Source organism: Nocardia sp. NPDC049935 (assembly GCF_055586645.1).
Genome location: NZ_JBVJHV010000001.1, coordinates 1,652,426 through 1,671,680, shown reverse-complemented (window position 1 = coordinate 1,671,680; position 19,255 = coordinate 1,652,426). Strand labels below are relative to the sequence as shown.

The following is a 19,255-nucleotide window of genomic DNA, read 5'->3' as shown; positions in this document are numbered from 1 at the left end:
CCGCTGTCCGATTCGTGACATGTCCCGAACTCCGGGCGACGCCGGTGGCGGGCCCCGGGGCCCGGCGGGGCTAGGCTGAACGCCCGTGGATACCGCAACGTTGACCGGGAAAGACCTCGCCGCCTCCCTGAACGCCGAGACCACGGCGCGGGCGAAGACGCTCACCGAGCAGGCCGGCCGCGCACCGCGGCTGGCGCTGGTCGTCGCGAACGACGACCCGGCCAGCGCCTGGTACGTGAACTCGTTGAAGAAATCGGCCGCCAACCGTGGAATCGACTGCGAGATCATCGATCTCGGCGCCGATGCGACGGCCGAGGCGCTGCGCACCGAACTGTCGGTACGCAGCGCCGACCCGGACACCGACGCGATCATGCTGCAGACTCCACTGCCCGCGGGAGTGGCCCTGGACGAGGTGTCCCCGGCGATCGCGGCCCCGAAGGATGTGGACGGGGTGAGCCCGCTGTCCCTGGGACTGCTCACGGCCGGCTCGCCCGGTTTCGCGCCCGCCACCGCCGAGGCGGTGGTGGAGTTGCTGAAATATCACGATATCGAGCTGGAGGGGCGGCACGTGGCCGTGGTCGGGCGCTCGAACGTGGTCGGCAAACCGCTGGCGCATCTGTTGCTGGCCGAGAACGCCACCGTGACCGTCTGCCATTCGCGGACCGCCGATCTGCCCGCGGTGACGTCCGCGGCCGATGTGGTGGTGGCCGCCGCGGGCCGGATCGGGCTGGTGACCGGCGCGAATGTGCGCTCCGGTGCGGTGGTGATCGATGTGGGTACCAATGAATCCGCCGAGGGCAAGATCGTCGGCGATGTGGATGCCGGATCGGTCGACGGCACTGCCGGGGCCCTGAGCCCGGTCCCCGGTGGCGTGGGCCCGGTGACCACGGCGTTGCTGATGCGCCATGTCGTGATGGCCGCCGAACAGGCCGAGCGGATGCGCGGCCTGACCGGGGCCTGAGGGCCGGGCCGCGGAGGTGACCGCCGGTGTTTCGGAACCGCCGGTCACCGGGTAGCGCTAGGGTGTGTGCGGCTATCGGCCCACACTCACAGTCGAGTTAAGGTGACATCGTGAACGTCGAAGTGACACCCCTGCCGGGTATAGGCGTACGCAAGGATTTTCCGCTCACCGCGGTGCGCCGGCGGATCGGGGTCGTCGATCACAAGGACGGGACCATCGATCTGATCTTCACCAAGATCGGTGATCCCGATGCGACCACGCAGATCCCGATGACCGAGGCCGAGGCCGGCACGCTGGCGAACCTGCTCGGCGCGCCCCAGTTGGTGGGTCAGCTGCGGAACGACCACCGCGATATGGCCGGTGTGAACACGCGGCAGTTGCCGGTGAGCGAGAATTCGCCCTACGACGGGCGGACCCTGGGCGAGACCAGGATGCGGACCCGGACCAAGACATCCATTGTGGCGGTGATGCGGGCCGGGCAGGCAATGCCCGCGCCGGGCCCGGATTTCGTGTTCACCGGCGGCGATGTGCTCATCGTGGTGGGGACCGCGGACGGGCTCGACAGTGCCGCCGATATTCTGAAAGACGGCTGATACCAAGGCGATGCATGCGGATGCGCTGGCACTGATCCAGCTGGGGGCGGTGTTCTTCGGGCTCGGGGTGCTCGGGAGGATCGCGGCTCGGATCGGGATGTCCCCCATTCCTCTCTACCTGCTGGGCGGGCTGGTATTCGGGGAAGGAGGTTTTCTCCAACTCCACGAGACCGGCGAGTTCATCGCACTCGCCAGCGAGATCGGTGTCGTACTGCTGCTGCTGTTGCTCGGTCTCGAGTACAGCGCGGCGGAACTGTTCACCGGTATGCGCCGCTCCTGGATGGCCGGCCTGCTCGACCTCGTGCTCAACGCCACGCCGGGCGTGGTCGTCGCCCTGCTACTGGGGCTGGGGCCCACCGGCGCGCTCGCCATGGCCGGCGTCACCTACATCTCGTCGTCGGGCATCATCGCGAAGGTCCTCAACGATCTCGGGCGTCTCGGCAACCGCGAAACACCGGTGATCCTGTCGATCCTGGTCTTCGAGGATCTGGCGATGGCGGCCTATCTGCCGGTTCTCACCGCGGTGCTGTCCGGTCTGGGATTCGTCGCGGGCCTGCAGTCCCTCGGTATCGCGCTGCTGGCGGTGACCGTCGTGCTCGTGGTGGCGTTCCGGTACGGCAAATACGTCTCGGCGATCGTGGCCAGCGAGGACAACGAGATCTTCCTGCTGAAGCTGCTCGGTTCGGCGCTGCTGGTGGCCGGAGTGGCATCCTCCCTGCAGGTTTCGGCCGCGGTCGGGGCATTCCTGCTCGGTATCGCGATATCGGACACCACCGCGCACAGCGCGACGAAGATCCTGGAACCGCTGCGCGATCTGTTCGCGGCGATGTTCTTCGTCCTGTTCGGGCTGACCACCGATCCCCGCAGTATCCCGCCGGTGCTGGGATGGGCGATTCTGCTGGCGGTGATCACCACGGTCACCAAGATCGCGACCGGTTGGTGGGCGGCCGCGCACGCGGGATCGGCGCGTCTGGGCCGGGCGCGCGCGGGTGCGGCGCTGGTGGCCCGCGGCGAGTTCTCGATCGTCATCGCCGGTCTCGCGGTGGCCGCGGGCGCGGTGCCGGACGAGTTCGCGGCGCTGGCCACCACCTATGTGCTGCTGATGGCGGTCATCGGGCCGATCGCCGCCCGTATCGTCGAACCCACGGTGCGGTTCGTCACCCGGCAGCCCAAACCCGAACCCGATACCGTCGGCGAGTAGGCGTTTCGTTTCCGGTGCGGCACCGGCCCCGGTCCGGGGTGCCCGCGCGCGTCGTCCGCCGAGGACCCGCCGATCGGCCCCGCGGCGAAGGAGGCCGATCGGCGGATCGTACGCCGCTCGGGCGCGGCGGATTCGGCGCCGCTCAGGCGGCGGCGGTGCGGTGCAGCGAGTGCAGCACCGTGTCGATATCGTCCACGTCGACGACGAGACGGGTGTAGTCGGTTCCGTGGAGGTCGATCCGGACGGCCTTACCGCCGAACAGGGTGTCCCAGAACTCCTTGCGGCCCTTGCCACGGAAGGTGCCGGCCGCGATCGCACCGGGAAAGAACGCGCCGGGCGCGCGCACCCAGGGCGGGCGCAGATCGATTTCGGCCGGCGCCACGGTGGCGATATTCGCCAGATCGAAGGTGATCCGTTCGCACAGCGACAGCACCCGATGGGTGCCACGCACGTGAACGGTGACGGTAGTACCGGTGATCTCGATGTCCACCATGGGTTCCTCCCTGATGCCGAGTTCCGCTCGTCCTCTTCCAGAGTGCCGCCGGGTGCTGTCGTCCGGCTGAGCGGAGGCTGTGAAAATCCTCAGGATCCGGCGCTGCCCGGCGGTATCGCGGGTGGTGCCCTCCGATTCGCATCACCGCAGGTGGCGAGGCCCGGTGACAGCCGGTCCGGGCGCTCGGTGGCGCGGGTCGGCCGGTATCGGTCAGACTCGTCGGTGTGGATCAGAAAATCGAACGGATATCCGGCCGGGGGCCGGGTATCCGGCGGACCGCACGAGGCGCGCGGTGCGCGCGGGGTCGGGGTGATTCGAGGTGAGCACACTCGCTCCCGGGGAGAACCGCCCCGCGCCGGGCGACCGGTTGACCGTCACGGTGACGTGTTCGGCGCCGGTCGACGTCTCGGCGCTGCTGCTGGCGGCCAACGGCAAGGTTCGCTCCGACGGTGATTTCGTCTTCTTCAACCAGCCGGTCGGCCCGGGTGTCACCTATCGGCACGGTCGCGGCGCCGGGGACGCGGTCGATGTGCAGACCCCGGTGGTGCCCGCCGAGATCGACAAGGTGGTGGTGACCGCCAGTCTCGACGGCAGCGGCCCGCCCGCGTTCGGGTCGGTGGGCTCGCTCACGGCCACGGTGACCGGTCCGCAGGGCACCCTGACCTTTCCGATTTCGGGATTGAGCACGGAAACGGCCCTGGTCTGCGTCGAGATCTACCGTCGGGCCGGAGCGTGGAAGGTCCGCGCCGTCGGACAGGGTTACGACAACGGCCTGGCCGGTATCGCCACCGATTTCGGGGTCAACGTCGACGATGAGCCCGTGGCGCCCGCCCCTGTTCCGGCGTCACCACCGCCGCCCTCGCGCACCGATCCCACCATGGTCGCCAATCCGGTGGCGGCGCCGCAGTATCCGGCGCCACCCACCGCGCCCGCCGCGCCACCCGGCGGTGGCTATCCGCCGCCGGGGCCCGGCGCCCCCTATCCGGGGCAACCGCAGGCGCCGGGCTTCCCGCCGCAGCCCTATCCGCCCGCCCACGGCTTCCCGCCGCAGCCCGCGCAGGGTTATCCGGCCCAGCAGCCGGCCCCCGCACCGCAGCACACCCCCGCCTTTTCTTCTCAGCAAGGAGCCCCGCCGATGCACAGCGAGTTGTTCGACCCGCGCCATGCCGAAGTGTCCGGTATGGGCATCCAGAAGCAGGGCGGCAAGATGATCAAGGTCGGGGTGAACGGCGAAACGCTGGTCCGCTCCGGTTCGATGGTCGCCTATCAGGGCGAACTGCATTTCCAGGCGCTGGGATCCGGGGGGATCGGCCGGGCCATCCAGCAGCGGCTCACCGGCGAGGGCGTACCGCTGATGAAGGTATCCGGCCGGGGCGATCTGTTCGTCGCCAACGGCGCCGCCGATGTGCACATCATCGACCTGGACGGCACCGACGGGCTCACCATCAACGGATCCAATGTGCTGGCGTTCGACCCCACGCTGGGCTACGACATCCGGATGGTCCAGGGCGCCGCGGGTTACGCCAGTAACGCCGGCCTGTTCAACTGCGTGTTCAGCGGGCGCGGGCGGATCGCGATCACCAGTCACGGCACCCCGGTGGTGCTGAACGTCGACCAGCCCACCTACGCCGATCCGCAGGCGGCGATCGCCTGGTCGTCCAGCCTGCAGACCGGAGTGAAACGTAACGACTCCTTCGGCCTGGGCCGGTTGATGGGCCGCAGCACCGGGGAGGGGATCACGCTGGCGTTCTCGGGCCGGGGGTTCGTCATCGTGCAGCCGTCGGAGCTGCCGCCCGGCGGGATGCTCGGCGGCACCGGCGGCGGGCAGGAAGCGGGACAGAGCGGTGGTCTGCTGGGCGGTCTGCTCGGCTGATGCCGCGCCGCCGGTGCGGATGAGCGTATCCGGGGCGCCGGTGTGGTATCGACGACCTCATGGTGATGCGCTCTCGGTACGACGTGGTGATCGTCGGCGCCGGGCACAACGGACTGGTGGCGGCGGCCTACCTGGCCGGTGCCGGCCGGTCGGTGCTGGTGCTGGAACAGGCGGCCGTGCCCGGCGGCGCGGCCGTTTCGGCGCGGGTGTTCGACGGGGTCGATATCCGGCTGTCGCGGTACTCGTACCTGGTCAGCCTGCTACCCGACCGGATCGTCCGCGATCTCGGGCTGCGCTTCCGGACGCGGAAGCGCCGGATCTCGTCCTACACCCCGGCCGGTGACTCCGGACTCCTGGTCCACAACGGGTCGCCGGCCGCCACCCGGGACAGCTTCGCCCGGATCACCGGCTCCGATCGCGAATACGACGCCTGGCAGCGCTTCTACGCGATGACCGCGCAGGTCGCCGCCGCGGTGTTCCCGACGCTCACCGAACCGTTGCCCACCGCCGCGCAGCTGCGGCGGCGGGTGGGCGAGCCGGCGTGGCGGGCGTTGTTCGACGAGCCGCTGGGCGCGGTGATCGAACGGTACTTCGCCGACGATCTGGTGCGGGGTGTGGTGTTCACCGACGCCCTGATCGGGACCTTCACCCACGCCCACGACCCTTCGCTGGCGCAGAACAGATGCTTCCTCTACCACGTGATCGGCGGCGGCACCGGCGACTGGGATGTGCCGGTGGGCGGAATGGGGGCGCTGACCGAGGCATTGGCCGGCGCCGGGCGTTCGGCCGGGGCCGAGCTGCTGACCGGCGCCGAGGTCACCGGTATCTCCTCCGACGGCGTGACCGCGGAGGTCCGGTTCACCGCGGGGGCCGCGGAGACGGCAGTCGGAGCGCGTTATGTGCTGGTGAACGCCGCACCCGGTGAGCTGGCGCGACTGCTGGGCGAACCGGCGGGCCCGAAACCCGAAGGCGCGCAGCTGAAGATCAATATGGTGCTCTCCCGGCTGCCGCGATTGCGTGACACCGCGGTGGATCCCCGCGACGCGTTCGCCGGCACCTTTCATATCGGTGAGACCTACGAGCGGCTCGGCACCGCCTACCGTGAGGCGGCGGCGGGCCGGATCCCGGCGCGGCCGCCGTCGGAGATCTACTGTCATACGCTCACCGATCCGGGTATCGTCGGCGCCGCCGAACCACCGGGACGCCATACCCTCACCCTGTTCGGATTGCATATGCCGGCACGGCTTTTCGCCGATGACCCGGCCGCCGCCCGCGACAGCGCGGCCGCGGCGACGCTCGCCGAACTGGACGCCGTTCTCGCCGAACCGCTCGCGGACTGCCTGGCCCGTGACGCGCACGGCGCGCCGTGCCTCGATATCGCCACCCCGGTGGATCTGGAGCGGTCGCTGCGGATGCCCGGCGGGCATATCTTCCACGGCGATCTCTCGTTCCCCTACCGGGACGAACCCGCGGAGACCCTCGCGCAGCGGTGGGGGGTCGACACCGCCTATCGCAATATCTTTCGCTGCGGCGCGGGCACGGTCCGCGGTGGCGGTGTGAGCGGGATCGGCGGGCACAACGCGGCCATGGCCGTCCTCGGGGAAACCGGTGCCCAGCGGCCGGGAAATGCCGGATGAATTCTGGTCGGAGAATCGGCTGCGGGCCTCATAGCTGGGAGTATCCGAATACTTTGTGCCGGTAGGGTTGTCGGCTGTGGATCGGCCCGGCGGGTCGTTCGATTTCGCTGTCCGGCGCCGAGGAGAGATACGTGGCACTCGATACCACCCCGAAGGGCGTGGCCCCCGAAGACAAGGCCGCGCGTGAGCGGAAAGCGATACGCGAACTGGAGGGCCGGCTGGCGGACGCGTACGCGGAGAACCGCTCCGCCGACGAGGTGGGCGACGCCGTCCGTACGGCCCACGACCGGTTCTCCGGAAGCAGCGTACGGGATTTCGTGCCGATCCTCGTCGAGCGTGTGGTCCGCCGGGAACTCGATTCCGGTGCGGAGTCCGCGATCGTCCCGCAGTCGGTGGCCATTGCCGAAGCGCCGACCGAGAAGATCGTCACCGCAGGTCCGGTATCCGCCGATCCGGCGGCGCCGGACCCGGTCCGATCGCGGGCAACCGACCGCCGCGGGCTGTTCGCGCTGGCCGGCGCCGGGGTGGTCGCGGTGGGCGCGACCGCGTGGGCGGTGACCAGGCCCGGTGCGGATCCGGCGCCGGCCGCACCGGTGGCGGGCGCCGCGCTCACCGCCGTCACCGGCGTGGTCGGATCGGAGAAGATGGCGTTCTTCGCCGACGAGCGGGTCGCCGAAGTCTTCGCCGCGCACGGATACGAGGTGACCGTGCAGCCGGCCGGGTCCCGGGAGATCTCCACCTCGGTGGATCTCAGCGGACAGGCGTTCGTGTTCCCGTCCAGTGTGCCCGCGGCCGAACGCATCATCCGCGAGGTCGGGGTCCGGACCCGGTACACGCCGTTCTATTCGCCGATGGCGATCGCCACCTTCGCGCCCATCGTGGCACTGCTCGATGCGGCCGGGGCGGTGAAATTCGACGGCCCGGTCCCGGCTCTCGACTTCGGCGCCTATCTCGATCTGGTGCAGCGCGGCGTCCAGTGGGACGAACTGGCCGGCAACACCTCCTACCGGGTCGGCAAGAACATCCTGGTCAGCACCACCGACGCCCGGACCTCGAATTCGGCGGCCATGTACCTGGCGGTGGCCAGTTATGTGGCCAACGACGACGCCGTGGTGCGTGGCGCGACCGCCGAGCAGCATGTGCTGCCGACCCTGCAGCGGCTGTTCCTGGCCCAGGGCTACACCGAAGGGTCCAGCGCGGGGCCCTTCGAGGAGTACCTGACCGCCGGTATGGGCGCGACACCGATGACCTGGATCTACGAGGCCCAATTCGTGGCCGCCGCGGTCGAGGGCCGGCTCCGGCCCGAGATGGTGCTCCTCTACCCGTCGCCCACCGTCGTCTCCCGCCACACCCTGGTGCCCCTGACTCCGGAGGGCGAGGAGGTCGGCGCGCTACTGCACAACGACGCCGATCTGCAGTCGCTGGCGGCCGAACACGGCTTCCGGACCGGCGATACGGCGCGTTTCGACGAGGTGGTCACCGAGCACGGGGTGGAGGTGGCGCCGGACGTCGTGGATGTGGTGGACGTTCCCGCCTACGAAACACTCGAGCACCTGCTTGACGGAGTCGCCGGCGCGTACTGATCCCTCGCGGCAGGGTTCGCCCCGGGTGCGACCGGGGCGGGACGGGGGACCCGCCCGCCGCGGTATCACAGCCGGGTGGCGACCTCGCCGGCGATCAGCGCCAGGTGATCCAGATCGGTGAGATCGAGAATCTGCAGGTAGAGGCGCTCGGTGCCGATCTCGCGGTAGCGGGCGATCTTATCGGCCACCTCCGCCGGCGTCCCGGCCAGGCCGTTGGCGCGCAATTCGTCGACCTCCCGGCCGATCGCGGCGGCGCGACGGGCGATCTCCGCCTCGTCGGCGCCCACGCAGGCGACCAGAGCGTTGGAGTAGGCCATGCTCGCGGCGTCCCGGCCGGCGGCCAGTACCGCGGCGCGTACACGGTCGAATTGCGCGGAGCTGTCCTCCACCGACGCGAAGGGGATATTGAACTCGGTGGCGTACCGGGCGGCGAGCCGGGGCGTCCGGGTGGGACCCAGACCGCCGACGATCACCGGGACCGGCCGCTGCAACGGTTTGGGCAGGGCGGGGGAGCGCACCAGTTCGTAGTGTTTTCCTGTGAAGTCGAAGGTGTCGCCGGGTGCGGTCTCCCACAGCCCGGTGATCACCGCCAGCTGCTCTTCGAGGCGGTCGAACTTGTGGTCCGGGAACGGGATGCCGTAGGCGGTGTGTTCCTCGGCGAACCAGCCGGTGCCCAATCCGAGTTCCACCCGCCCGCCCGACATCTGGTCCACCTGGGCGACCTGGATCGCCAGCGGCCCGGGCAGCCGGAAGGTGGCCGCTGTGACGAGGGTGCCCAGCCGGATCCGGCTGGTCTCGCGCGCCAGGCCGGCCAGGGTGATCCACGCGTCGGTGGGACCGGGCAGCCCGTCCACCGAGCCCATGTGCAGGTAGTGGTCGGACCGGAAGAATCCGTCGAATCCGAGTTCCTCGGCAGTCCGTGCCACCCGCAGCAGGGTCGTGTAGTCGGCGCCCTGCTGGGGTTCGGTGAAGATGCGCAGTTCCATACGCTCATCGTGCCGGACGGTCCCGGCGCCGCCGGAGCCGGTGGTGGGTGCGTGGCGTGGCCGGGCTCAGACCGATGCCGCGCCCGGGCCGGTCATCGTCGTCGGCAGCACCCGGTCGGTCCAGCCGCACGGTAAACCGCAGCTGGCGACGACCAGGGTTTCGATCTCGCCGTTGTCGAATACCCGCCGCGTGGATTCGGCGCGGGCCGGGTAGCCGCAGGACCCGCATTTGCCGAAATAGTTGAGGATCTCCTCGGAGTGGGTGATGGCCACCCTGGGCCGGGTCTGGTACATGGTCGCCCTCCGGGCGTCGGAGCGTGTGGGATGGGGCGAATGTAATTCGCGCACAGGGGATCCGTGGGCGGAGTGAGACGGCGCTGGGATCTCTCACACCCCGGACGCCGACGGTGCTGGGCAACCTACAACGGCGAGGTAGAACCGGTTTCGGTACGGAGAGTGAACCCCGGGCAACGAGGTTTCGTGACCTGTCACAGACCGTTTCCTAACCTGGGTTACTCGCTGGTAATAACCGCGGAGCCGGGCTATTGTGAGCGAGGTTACAGATGGGTTACCCGCCGGCCCAGTTGTTCGTTGCGGGCCGACGAGAAGATGCGCGAGTTGGTTACCGACGTCATCGATGCGGTCGCGGAACTGCCCGCGGCCCGTGCCGCTGTCTGGGATCTGCTACTCGATCCGCAGACCTACCCCAGGGTTTTCACCGGTATCGGGGCCTGTTTCAGGCTGGACCTGCCCGGTGAACACCCGGTATTCGAATTCCGGATCGGTACGCCGCAGTCCGGTATCCGGATCATGCGGGTCCGGGTGGTCACCGGCCGCTGGTACGAGAGCCTGGAACTGCACGCGCCGGAGGTCGGCAGCTTCGCCGCGGTGCGGTTGTACGGGGAGGGCGAGCGGTGCACGGTCTCGGTGACCTTCTTCGCCGCGGGCCGGACCCACCACCATCTCACCCAGGCGTCGAACTCGGTGGTCCAGGAGTGGACCTCGAAGGGGCTGCGCCGCATGGCCGATATCGTGCGCGGCGCCCGGACCTCCACGGTCGCCAACGGCGAGGGCTCGCTGGTGCGACGGCAACTCGAGGTGCTCCGGCAGGTCGCGGTGAGCGGTGTGGTGCGCACCCGTCCGGAGGTGGCGCTGAAACAGCTGCTCTCCCTGAACAAATGGGGGTTCAACCTGGCGGGCGGATACGCGGCGGGCGCCGCGTACTCACCGGACCGGGTCGCGGTGATCGACGATCAGGGCCGGCGCACGTTCGCGGAGATGCACGAACGCACGACCGCGCTGGCCGGGGCGATGGCCGCGGCGGGCCTCGGCGCGGGCGACGCGATCGGCCTGCTGTCGCGTAATCACGCGGGAATGGTCGAAACGATGGTCGCCGCCGGAAAACTCGGTGTCGACGTCGCCCTGCTCAATGCGGGACTGGCGGCGCGCACCGTGGAACAGATCGTGCAGCGGCACCGGCTCTCCGCCCTTTTCGTCGACGGGGATCTCGAAGAGCTCGTGCAGTATCTGCACGACGATCTGCCCCGGTATAACACCGACGAGCGGCCGCCGAATCCCGAGCGCTGGACCGTCGGCGAGCTGATCGACGAGGCCGCGGCCGACTTCCGGCAACCCACCCACCCCGGCCGGCTGATCGTGCTCACCTCGGGTACCAGCGGTATCCCGAAGGGCGCGCGCCGGCCGCATCCCAAAGGTTTCGCGACCATCGCCGCGCTGCTCTCACGGATACCGCTGGAGATGGAGGCGGCGATGCTGATTCCCGCCCCGCTCTTCCACACCTGGGGCCTGGCGGGGCTGCAGTTGAGTACCGCGCTGCGGTCCACGGTGGTGCTGCCGGAGCGGTTCGACGCCGAGGACTGTCTGCGCCTGGTCGCCGAACACCGGGTGGCCACCATGATCGTGGTCCCGACCATGGTGAATCGCATCCTGGATCTGCCGCCCGCCGTGCGCGCCCGCTACGACACCTCCGCCCTGCGCCACGTCATCAGCTGCGGGGCGCCGCTGGCCGGGGCCACCGTACTGCGGTTCATGGACACCTACGGCGATATCCTCTACAACGTCTACGGATCCACCGAGGTCTCCTGGGCGACCATCGCCACACCGGAGGACCTGCGCTTCGCGCCGACCACGGCCGGCCGCCCGCCGCTGGGCACCAGGGTCTCGGTGCTCGGTCCCGACCACAAACCCGTGCCCATCGGCGCGACGGGTCATATCTTCGTGGGCAATCACATGCTGTTCGACGGCTACGTCAACGCCGCGCCCCCGGACGAGGCGCACGGCATGCTCGATACCGGCGATGTCGGCTATTTCGATGTCAACGGAAGGCTTTTCATCGCCGGCCGCGACGACGAGATGATCATCTCCGGCGGCGAGAACGTCTTCCCCCGGCCGGTGGAGGAGGCCCTCGCGCATCTGCCCCAGGTGAGCGAGGTCGCGGTCGTCGGGGTGCCGGACCCCGAATTCGGCCAGCGGCTGGCGGCATTCGTGGTGAAGCACGAAGGGTCGGGGCTGGATTCCGATATGGTGCGCACCTACGTCCGGCATCGGCTGAGCCGGTTCTCGGTACCGCGGGACGTGACCTTCCTGCCCGCCCTGCCGCGGGGGGAGACCGGGAAGATCTTGAAATGGCTACTCGCCGGCGGGCACAACGGTCAGGTGCCCCCGCCCGGTATGGGCGGACTCGGCGCGATCGGCTAGACCGGATCCGCGCCCGCCGCGCCCGCCGGCGAGGGTGAGCGCGAATGCCGATGTGATGCCGCGTATCCGGGCCGCGCTCCCGGCCTCCCGGGAGAGCCCGCGCACGGGTGAAGGGGTGCCGGGCCGACGGTGGGCCGGGCGGCTGCGGGTAGATTCAGCATCCGCAGAGGCAATCGGTCAGGGAGAGGCGTCCTCCGTGGTAGTAGTTTCCGTGCTCGCAGGGCTGGCCGCGGTGGTGGTGGTAGCCGGGCTCCACTGGTACCTGTGGCGGCGGTTGGTCCGCGATGCCACCCGGGCCGGGTCGGTCTGGCGGCCGATCGGCGCCGGTGTACTGATGGTGGGCGCGGCCCTCATGCTCGGCGCCTTCGCCGCGGTCTTCGTCGGCGTGCCGTGGGACGGGTGGCGGTGGCTGTCCTGGCCGGGATTCCTGTGGGCGGCGCTGTTCGTCTACCTTCTGATCGGCGTACTGGCCGGAGAGATCGTGCGGCCGCTGCTACTGCGCGGACTGATCCGCCGGGACGCGGGCACCGCCGCGCCCCCGCCCGCCGCGCCGGAACCGGCCGCGCGGACGCCGGAACCGGTGGGTGCGGCACTCGGTGAGGGTCCCGGGGCCGCGGCCGGCGGCGGACATTCCGGACCCGGCGGGTCTCCGCCCCCGGTCGCCCCGGAACCGGAGCGGGATCCGGCGAGCCCCCTGTCGCGTCGGCTGCTGATCTCGCGGCTGGCCGCCGGGGCCACCGTGGTGACCGCGGGCGCACTGGTGGGTACCGGCACCTACGGAGTGCTCGACGGCCCGATGGTGCGCCGGGTGACGGTACCGCTGGCGAAACTCCCCGCCGCCGCCCACGGCCTGCGCATCGCGCTGGTGAGCGATCTGCACCTGGGCCCGGCCCTCGGCCGCGGATTCTGCGAGCGGGTCGTGCGAACCGTGAACGATGCCCGGCCGGATCTGATCGCGGTGGTCGGCGATCTCGCCGACGGCACGGTCGGCGATCTGCGCGCGGAGACCGAACCGCTGGCCGGTCTGAGTGCCCGGCTGGGGGTCTTCTTCGTCCCGGGTAACCACGAGTACTACTCCGATGCGGACGCCTGGATCGCGAGGGTACGAGAGCTCGGGATGACCGTACTGCTCAACGAACGCGTGGGACTCCCCGATTTCGATCTGGCCGGAGTCGACGATCCCGCCGGAACCGAGGCCGGGCGCGGCCCCGATTTCGCCGCCGCGCTGGACGGCCGCGATACCGCGCGCGCCTGCGTGCTGCTCGCCCATCAGCCGGTGGTGGTGAATCAGGCGGTGGAGCACGGGGTGGATCTGCAACTGTCGGGTCACACCCACGGCGGGCAGCTGTGGCCGGGCAACCTCATCGCCCGGCTGGCCAATCCCACCGTGGCCGGTCTGGAGTTGTACGGCAGCACCGCGCTGTACGTGACCCGGGGCGCCGGCGCGTGGGGGCCGCCGGTCCGGGTGGCCGCGCCCTCCGATATCACGGTGCTCGAGCTGGCCTCGCTCCAGCAGGGGGTATGACGCCGCCGCGGTTCAGAGACGGGTCAGCAGCGTACGCAGCCGCTCGATACGCGGTAACTGCACCGGTGTGAACTCGGGCGGGTGATGGATCTCGATACTCAACCGGCCGGCGTAGGTGCTGATGATGCTGGTACCGCCACCGGCCTGCGGGGGGCGGCGGCCGGTGGGATCGGGTTTGGCGATCATGGTGGTCCGGAAATCGTGGACCCGCAGGCCCGCCGCCGGGCGGGGTATCCGGCCCCAGTTGGTGGTCATCACCGTATGGAACGGGTTGGCCGGGGGTACGGCGAGCGTATCGGGTAGTTGTAGCGGGGTCTGCTGGATGAATCCGGAGGCCAGGCCGGAGCGTAAGGCGTGGAAGGCCCCCTGGGCGAGGGCGTCGAGGGTGGTCTCGGTGCTCGGCGCCGGCCGGTATCCGGCGAAACCCAGCACGTTGGTGCCCTCGGTGGGGCCGATGAGCGGGCGGACACGGCGCCGCAGGTCCACCGAATAGGAGCACTGCAGCCGGTCCACGGGTAATCGCCGGGCCTCGGACTCGGTGAGCAGCAGCGCGGCGGCCACCAGGCTGTGGACCGTGACCCCGGTGCGGTGCCCCCGGTCCACCAGCGCCCCGGTCTGCTCCCGGCTGAGCCGGCAGCGGGTGGTGATCAGCGGCGGATACTCGTGATCGTTGGCGTCGAGCGCCGCCATCGGCGGTAACGGCGGCTCGTCCCGGGGTGCGGCCCCGCCCGGGATCGGGCGGCGGCGGACCCCGCGGGCGCCGAGCAGATCCTCCACCGGCAGCGGCTGGCGGGTCGCGGGCAGTGCGGGAACACGGCCCGCGGCGGCGATCTCGTAACACTCCCACAACTGCTGGAACAACCGGAGCGAATGGGTCGCGTCGGCGATGCTGTGATGGATCAGCAGGGTCACCGCGATATCGGTGCCCGAACGGACCACATGCAGACTGCCCAGGGCCCGGCGCTGATCCGGCTCGGCGCCGGTGAGCAGCAGTTCGGGATCGCCCTCGGCCACCGTGACCACGATTTCCGGGGGGCCGGCGGTGACCAGGGTGTGCCCCGCCGGTTCGGTCGGCGTCAACTGCGCACCGAGTATGGGATGGGCCGTGACCAGCGCCTCGAAGGCCGCGTTCAGGGCGCTGAGATCGACGGGTCCCGCGATCCGCGCGCAGTATCCGACGAACACCTCGCTGAAGGCGAAGATCTGTTCGCTGGGCGCCAGCGGACGAATGACGGTAGCCGCGGTCATGGTGGTGCCTTTGGTCCGGAAGTTTGTGTGAGATTAACCCAAAAACGCTCTATTGCCTCATATTTCGCCGAGGCCGAGACGGATGCTACACAGCGGCTCCGACAGGGCTGGTACGTTTGCTTAGGTAAACCTAATTCGTAAAGGAGAACGGATGGCCAGGAAGCGTACGACCATGACGGTCGCCCGGACCGAGTGGTTGAGCCCACATATCGTGCGGGTGTATCTGGGCGACCCCGGTTTCGGTGATTTCGATGCCGTCCAGTTCACCGACGCCTACGTGAAGCTGCTCTTCGACCGGCCCGACGGTGAGGTCATGCGCACCTACACGGTCCGCTCGGTGGATACCGCGGCCCGCGAGATCGCGATCGATTTCGTGGTGCACGGCGACGAGGGGATCGCCGGGCCGTGGGCCGCGTCGGTGCAGGCGGGCGAGCAGGTCACGTTCTACGGACCCAACGGCGCCTACGCACCCCGCGCCGACGCCGATTGGCATCTGCTGGCGGGCGACGAGGCCGCGCTGCCCGCGATCTCCGCCGCCGTGGAAGCGCTTCCGGAGGGCGCGCCCGCGAAGGTGTTCATCGAGGTCGCCGATGCCGCGGACGAGATCGTTTTCACCTCGAAGGCCCTGGTCGAGGTCACCTGGATTCATCGCGGCGGCGCCGCGCACGAGGTCGGCGCCGAGCGGGCCGGCGACAACGCCCCACTCATCGGCGCGGTGAAGTCCGCACCCTGGCTGCCCGGTCGCGCCCAGGTCTTCATCCACGGTGAGGCGCAGGCGGTGATGCACAATCTGCGGCCCTATATCCGCCGGGAGCGCGGTGTCGCGGCCGAATTCGCCTCGATCTCCGGGTACTGGCGCCGGGGCCGCACCGAGGAGGGCTTCCGGGTCTGGAAGAAGGAACTCGCCGAGGCCGAGAGCGCCTGAGACCGGTCCGGCCGCCGCGGTGGCGGCCGGGTCAGGCCGGGCAGTCGGCGCCGTTGGGCACCGGCAGGCAGATCCCGGCCGTCGCCGAGAGCAGCAGCGCCGCGCCGGCGGCCAGCGCACCCAGTGCGATCGCCAGGAACACGCCCACCCACAGCAGTCCGGGGAGCCGGGTCAGCCGGGCCAGCTGATCGGCGTCGGTGGTGCCGTCGCGCATCCGCGACCGGGTGCGCTGCAATTCCAGGACCGGCCGGCTGCCGGCCAGGAGCAGCAGCCAGGTGGCCAGATAGGCGAAACCGGCCTGCAGGGCATCGGATCCGAACCAGGACACCACGAAAACCAGTGCGCCCGTGGACACCACGGACACCACCCCGTACACATTGCGGATCATCACCAGCATCACGGCCAGCGCGGCGATGGCGATCCACAGCATCAACGTGATCCGGCCGGCGCCCAGCAGCGCGGCGAAGCCGAGCCCGACCAGTGGCGGCGCCGGGTATCCGGCGAGCGCGGTGAGAATCATCCCGAGCCCGTAGGGCTTACCGCGGGAGACGGTGAGTCCGGAGGTGTCGGAGTGCAGCGTGATCGCGGTGAGCCGGCGCCCGCTCAGCAGGGCGATCAGCGCGTGGCCGCCCTCGTGCGCGATGGTGACGACATGGCGGGTGAGGCGCCACAGGGGGCGATATGACACCAGTATCAGGGCGGCCACCGCGGTGGCGAGCACCAGCCACGAGGGCGGTGCCGCCTGGGTCGTCGTCAGCCGCTCCGCGATGGAACTGCTGCGGTCTATCAGATCACCGGTATCCACCGCCGCACCATAACCGGGGGCGCGGTCCGGGCGCGCGTCGTGCCACTCACCGGCGCCCGGAGCGCGCGACGGTGGGCGCGGCCACCATCCCCAGTATCTGTTGATGGGACGTCTCACTATCTTTGCCGACCGCCGTTCCGAGCTGGACCGAAGTCCGGCGCTGTGTTCTACCGGTGAGGGCGGGCAATTGTACGTTTGTCCATATCGCTGTCGGTCCTTGGTGGAAGGAGCACGTATGTGCACGAGTGGGCAGTTCGACCCCGAATCCGGAGACCAGGCCGAACCCTTCGATGTTCCGGATCCGGCCGAGTTGCTGCGTATCTGGTCTTCGGGCCCGGCCGGGGCACCGGAACCGCCGGGCGCCGACTTCGGGACCGCGTTCCGGGTGGGACTGGGCCTGGCGCTGGCGTTGCTCGACGATTCCGATCCGTCCGGGCAGCAGGTGCTGGCCCGGCTCGAGGTCGCCGCGGCCCGCTGGGCGCGCGAGGATGTGCCGCTCGAGGTCATCCAGCACGCGTTACACGAGAGTGTGAAGAACGGGCTGGGATTGCGGCCCGATCCGGGCCGCGCCGAAGGGGTGGACGGCTGCTTCGTCGCCGATGTTCTCGATACGCTGACCGCCGCCGTCTCGCGGGCGTACGTGGCCCAGGTGCGCGCGGACCGGGGCCCGGCGTGAGCCTCAGCTCGCCCGGTAGCTGCGCGCCACCAGCGCGGAGCGCAGATACCACAGGCCCGAGGGCTGGGTGGGGTCGAATCCGGTGAGCTGGGCGACCCGCTTGAGCCGGTAGTCGATGGTGTTGGTGTGGATATGCATGAGCCGCGCGGTGCGCTGGCGGTTGAGATTGTTGCTGATATGGCGCTGCAGGGTTTCCAGCAGCTCCGGATGGTCGTCGAGGGGGTCGAGCAGCGAGCCCAGATACTCCCGGCCCGGGCCGGGGCGGGTCAGCTGGTATTCCAGCGCCATATCGTCGAACCGGTACAGCCCCGGCACACAGTCCAGGCGCTGGACCATATCCAGCAGTTCGTGCGCCTGATCGGCGGCCGAGGGCACTTCGGCGGTCGGCGCCTCCACGACCGCCGCGCTGATCGGCACCTGCGCGGCCCGGGACAACTGCGCCAGCAGTTCGTCGAGTTCGGCGACGGCGACGACCCCGGCGGGCAGCAGCACCGTGCCGCCGTCCACGCTCAGCAGCGACAGCGCCGCGTCCTCGCAGCGGGTCGCCAATTCGGCCTGCACCCGGCGCAGTTTGCGCCGCGCGACCACTTTGCCGTCCAGCGCGGCGATGGATTCGTCGGGGTGGGCCGGGATGGCCACCGCGAGCACGGAATAGGCGGGCGCGATCTCGATCCCGCATTCCCGCGCCATGGTCGAGGTGCTGTGCCCGCCCAGCAGCGCCGAGGTGAGGGTATGCACCGCGGTGTGGTGTTCGCTCACCACCGACCGCAGTTCGCGCACATAGGCCATGGAGATGCAGACGGTCATCTTGTCCAGCATCTCCACCACGAGTTTGGCCCCGTCGACCAGCGCGGAATAGTCGGTGACGGTCGCGTTCGACACCACCAGGTCCAGCCCGAGCCGGAACCCCTCGTGGACGGCGTGGTGGATGGTGTCGATGGGCACACCCTCGCGCGCCCATCCGGCGGCGGCGTTCTCCAGCCTGCGGGTCTTCTCGGGGATGTCCTTACCGTCGAGCATGCTGACGGCCAGTTCCAGGCAGGTGCGGGTGATGGTGGTGACATCCCCGTAGATGGCGTCACCGGGCAGGGTGCCGCACGGGACGACGTTCTCGACGAAATGGCCGACCATCCGCCGCGACAGTTTGCGCACGTCCTGCAGCGGGGCGGACATCGGCTGGCCGGATAGCGTCAGCTTGGTTCTGGTCGCATCGGCGGTCATGCTGACTCCTTCTACCCCCGGGTGGCGAACTGGGCTCCACAGTAACGATCAGGTTTCGGGCTGTGGGCCGGTTTACGAACTCGGTTGGATGACCCTGAAGTGCGGCCGATTCGCGTTGTGACTGGTCACAGTGGTGCGCCCTACGGTCGGGAAAGTCCCCCGTCACCGGGGCAGTGCCGGTGCGAGTGCGGTCGCCGTCCGCTCGGCCCGGGTGCAGGCGTCCGGGCCGGCGCCCGCCGGTGAGTTGTCGACCCGGACGCGGATCACCCCACCGTCGGCGGTCGGCAGAACGACAGTGCAGGTCGGCGCGGTGTCGGCGGCGCCGGTCGACAGACGCCGGCCGGCCCGGTCGCCGATCGTGACAGCGGTGGCGGTGTCCTGTCCGCCGCCCACGTCGCCGGGTGAACCCTCGGCCGCGAACCAGACCCGAAGCGCGGCGGTGTCGCTGCTCCATCCGCAGCCCGCCCAGCCCGCCTCGGCCGCGACATCGCGCCGCCCCGATCCGGCGAGGAACCCCGCGTCGGTGATCAACCCGGCGGGCAGGCCGCACGGATCCCAGGCGGCCGCGGGCTCGGTGCGGCTGCCGGGTCCGCATCCGGTCGTGGTGACGGCGATCGCGCACAGCACGGTGGCCGACAGGATCGCGGACAGGACGGCGCGGTGGTGCCCGGGAGATTTCATGCGGCGCATGCTAATCCCGGATTCCGCTGTGCCACAGGCGCTCTGTGCGTGCTCACAGCGGCCGCGCGGGCTCTCTGACCCCGGCCACAACACCGGAGCGCGGGGGAGATCATCCGGACAACTGTCTCA

The 19,255-nt window shown here is 70.0% G+C and carries 17 protein-coding genes; 10 read left to right on the top strand and 7 right to left on the bottom strand.

The window, feature by feature from the left end:
- Nucleotides 1–85: 85 nt before the first annotated feature.
- From ACZ6SF_RS07645 to ACZ6SF_RS07635, 3 genes are all read left to right on the top strand, one after another.
- Nucleotides 86–961: a bifunctional 5,10-methylenetetrahydrofolate dehydrogenase/5,10-methenyltetrahydrofolate cyclohydrolase gene (locus ACZ6SF_RS07645; protein ID WP_466061157.1), complete on the top strand. Its 876-nt coding sequence runs from the start codon at nt 86–88 to the stop codon at nt 959–961.
- 110 nt (nt 962–1,071) lie between these two features.
- On the top strand, nt 1,072–1,554 hold the full coding sequence (locus ACZ6SF_RS07640) for a cation:proton antiporter regulatory subunit (protein WP_466061156.1): 483 nt from the start codon (nt 1,072–1,074) through the stop codon (nt 1,552–1,554).
- A 10-nt stretch (nt 1,555–1,564) separates the two neighbouring features.
- Nucleotides 1,565–2,755: a cation:proton antiporter gene (locus ACZ6SF_RS07635; RefSeq protein ID WP_466061155.1), complete on the top strand. Its 1,191-nt coding sequence runs from the start codon at nt 1,565–1,567 to the stop codon at nt 2,753–2,755.
- A gap of 142 nt (nt 2,756–2,897) precedes the next feature.
- Here ACZ6SF_RS07635 and ACZ6SF_RS07630 read toward each other — a convergent pair whose 3' ends face one another.
- Nucleotides 2,898–3,248: a hypothetical protein gene (locus ACZ6SF_RS07630; protein WP_466061154.1), complete on the bottom strand. Its 351-nt coding sequence runs from the start codon at nt 3,246–3,248 to the stop codon at nt 2,898–2,900.
- A 319-nt stretch (nt 3,249–3,567) separates the two neighbouring features.
- On the opposite strand from ACZ6SF_RS07630, the gene ACZ6SF_RS07625 reads away from it, so the two are divergent.
- The 3 genes from ACZ6SF_RS07625 (at nt 3,568) to ACZ6SF_RS07615 (ending at nt 8,341) form a co-directional block, all read left to right on the top strand.
- Nucleotides 3,568–5,121 carry an AIM24 family protein gene (locus ACZ6SF_RS07625; RefSeq protein ID WP_466061153.1) on the top strand — a complete coding sequence of 518 codons (1,554 nt, stop codon included), beginning with the start codon at nt 3,568–3,570 and terminating at the stop codon, nt 5,119–5,121.
- A gap of 59 nt (nt 5,122–5,180) precedes the next feature.
- The gene (locus ACZ6SF_RS07620; protein WP_466061152.1) at nt 5,181–6,758 is read left to right on the top strand and encodes a phytoene desaturase family protein; all 1,578 of its coding nucleotides are present in this window, start codon (nt 5,181–5,183) and stop codon (nt 6,756–6,758) included.
- Nucleotides 6,759–6,889: 131 nt separating this feature from the next.
- Entirely contained in the window at nt 6,890–8,341 is a 1,452-nt protein-coding gene (locus ACZ6SF_RS07615) for a three-helix bundle dimerization domain-containing protein (RefSeq protein ID WP_466061151.1), read from the top strand.
- Between the two features lie 65 nt (nt 8,342–8,406).
- Here ACZ6SF_RS07615 and ACZ6SF_RS07610 read toward each other — a convergent pair whose 3' ends face one another.
- Nucleotides 8,407–9,327, bottom strand: coding sequence for an LLM class F420-dependent oxidoreductase (locus ACZ6SF_RS07610; protein WP_466061150.1), 921 nt, complete (start codon nt 9,325–9,327; stop codon nt 8,407–8,409).
- A gap of 66 nt (nt 9,328–9,393) precedes the next feature.
- Nucleotides 9,394–9,621 (bottom strand): hypothetical protein, encoded by a 228-nt coding sequence (locus ACZ6SF_RS07605; protein WP_466061149.1) that lies wholly within the window; start codon nt 9,619–9,621, stop codon nt 9,394–9,396.
- Between the two features lie 315 nt (nt 9,622–9,936).
- On the opposite strand from ACZ6SF_RS07605, the gene ACZ6SF_RS07600 reads away from it, so the two are divergent.
- Nucleotides 9,937–12,045 carry an AMP-binding protein gene (locus tag ACZ6SF_RS07600; protein WP_466061148.1) on the top strand — a complete coding sequence of 703 codons (2,109 nt, stop codon included), beginning with the start codon at nt 9,937–9,939 and terminating at the stop codon, nt 12,043–12,045.
- 196 nt (nt 12,046–12,241) lie between these two features.
- Complete coding sequence (locus tag ACZ6SF_RS07595) at nt 12,242–13,570, top strand: metallophosphoesterase (RefSeq protein WP_466061147.1); 1,329 nt, start codon at nt 12,242–12,244, stop codon at nt 13,568–13,570.
- A gap of 12 nt (nt 13,571–13,582) precedes the next feature.
- On the opposite strand, the gene ACZ6SF_RS07590 is transcribed toward ACZ6SF_RS07595, so the two are convergent.
- On the bottom strand, nt 13,583–14,818 hold the full coding sequence (locus ACZ6SF_RS07590) for a phthiocerol/phthiodiolone dimycocerosyl transferase family protein (RefSeq protein ID WP_466061146.1): 1,236 nt from the start codon (nt 14,816–14,818) through the stop codon (nt 13,583–13,585).
- Between the two features lie 151 nt (nt 14,819–14,969).
- On the opposite strand from ACZ6SF_RS07590, the gene ACZ6SF_RS07585 reads away from it, so the two are divergent.
- Nucleotides 14,970–15,743 carry a siderophore-interacting protein gene (locus ACZ6SF_RS07585; protein WP_466061145.1) on the top strand — a complete coding sequence of 258 codons (774 nt, stop codon included), beginning with the start codon at nt 14,970–14,972 and terminating at the stop codon, nt 15,741–15,743.
- Nucleotides 15,744–15,774: 31 nt separating this feature from the next.
- Here the strand turns inward: ACZ6SF_RS07585 and ACZ6SF_RS07580 are convergent, their stop codons facing one another.
- The gene (locus ACZ6SF_RS07580; protein WP_466061144.1) at nt 15,775–16,548 is read right to left on the bottom strand and encodes a M50 family metallopeptidase; all 774 of its coding nucleotides are present in this window, start codon (nt 16,546–16,548) and stop codon (nt 15,775–15,777) included.
- A 235-nt stretch (nt 16,549–16,783) separates the two neighbouring features.
- On the opposite strand from ACZ6SF_RS07580, the gene ACZ6SF_RS07575 reads away from it, so the two are divergent.
- On the top strand, nt 16,784–17,224 hold the full coding sequence (locus ACZ6SF_RS07575) for an RsbRD N-terminal domain-containing protein (protein ID WP_466061143.1): 441 nt from the start codon (nt 16,784–16,786) through the stop codon (nt 17,222–17,224).
- A gap of 3 nt (nt 17,225–17,227) precedes the next feature.
- On the opposite strand, the gene ACZ6SF_RS07570 is transcribed toward ACZ6SF_RS07575, so the two are convergent.
- Together ACZ6SF_RS07570 and ACZ6SF_RS07565 are read right to left on the bottom strand one after the other, a co-directional pair.
- Nucleotides 17,228–18,445: a PucR family transcriptional regulator gene (locus ACZ6SF_RS07570; protein ID WP_466061142.1), complete on the bottom strand. Its 1,218-nt coding sequence runs from the start codon at nt 18,443–18,445 to the stop codon at nt 17,228–17,230.
- A 162-nt stretch (nt 18,446–18,607) separates the two neighbouring features.
- Entirely contained in the window at nt 18,608–19,126 is a 519-nt protein-coding gene (locus ACZ6SF_RS07565) for a DUF3558 family protein (protein WP_466061141.1), read from the bottom strand.
- Between the last annotated feature and the right edge of the window lie 129 nt (nt 19,127–19,255).

Coding starts and splice junctions, on each gene's coding strand:
- ACZ6SF_RS07635 (WP_466061155.1), top strand. CDS start 1,565: ATGCATGCGGATGCGCTGGCACTGATCCAGCTGGGGGCGGTGTTCTTC.
- ACZ6SF_RS07565 (WP_466061141.1), bottom strand. CDS start 19,126: ATGAAATCTCCCGGGCACCACCGCGCCGTCCTGTCCGCGATCCTGTCG.
- ACZ6SF_RS07585 (WP_466061145.1), top strand. CDS start 14,970: ATGGCCAGGAAGCGTACGACCATGACGGTCGCCCGGACCGAGTGGTTG.
- ACZ6SF_RS07590 (WP_466061146.1), bottom strand. CDS start 14,818: ATGACCGCGGCTACCGTCATTCGTCCGCTGGCGCCCAGCGAACAGATC.
- ACZ6SF_RS07630 (WP_466061154.1), bottom strand. CDS start 3,248: ATGGTGGACATCGAGATCACCGGTACTACCGTCACCGTTCACGTGCGT.
- ACZ6SF_RS07620 (WP_466061152.1), top strand. CDS start 5,181: ATGGTGATGCGCTCTCGGTACGACGTGGTGATCGTCGGCGCCGGGCAC.
- ACZ6SF_RS07570 (WP_466061142.1), bottom strand. CDS start 18,445: ATGACCGCCGATGCGACCAGAACCAAGCTGACGCTATCCGGCCAGCCG.
- ACZ6SF_RS07605 (WP_466061149.1), bottom strand. CDS start 9,621: ATGTACCAGACCCGGCCCAGGGTGGCCATCACCCACTCCGAGGAGATC.
- ACZ6SF_RS07600 (WP_466061148.1), top strand. CDS start 9,937: ATGCGCGAGTTGGTTACCGACGTCATCGATGCGGTCGCGGAACTGCCC.
- ACZ6SF_RS07575 (WP_466061143.1), top strand. CDS start 16,784: ATGTGCACGAGTGGGCAGTTCGACCCCGAATCCGGAGACCAGGCCGAA.
- ACZ6SF_RS07610 (WP_466061150.1), bottom strand. CDS start 9,327: ATGGAACTGCGCATCTTCACCGAACCCCAGCAGGGCGCCGACTACACG.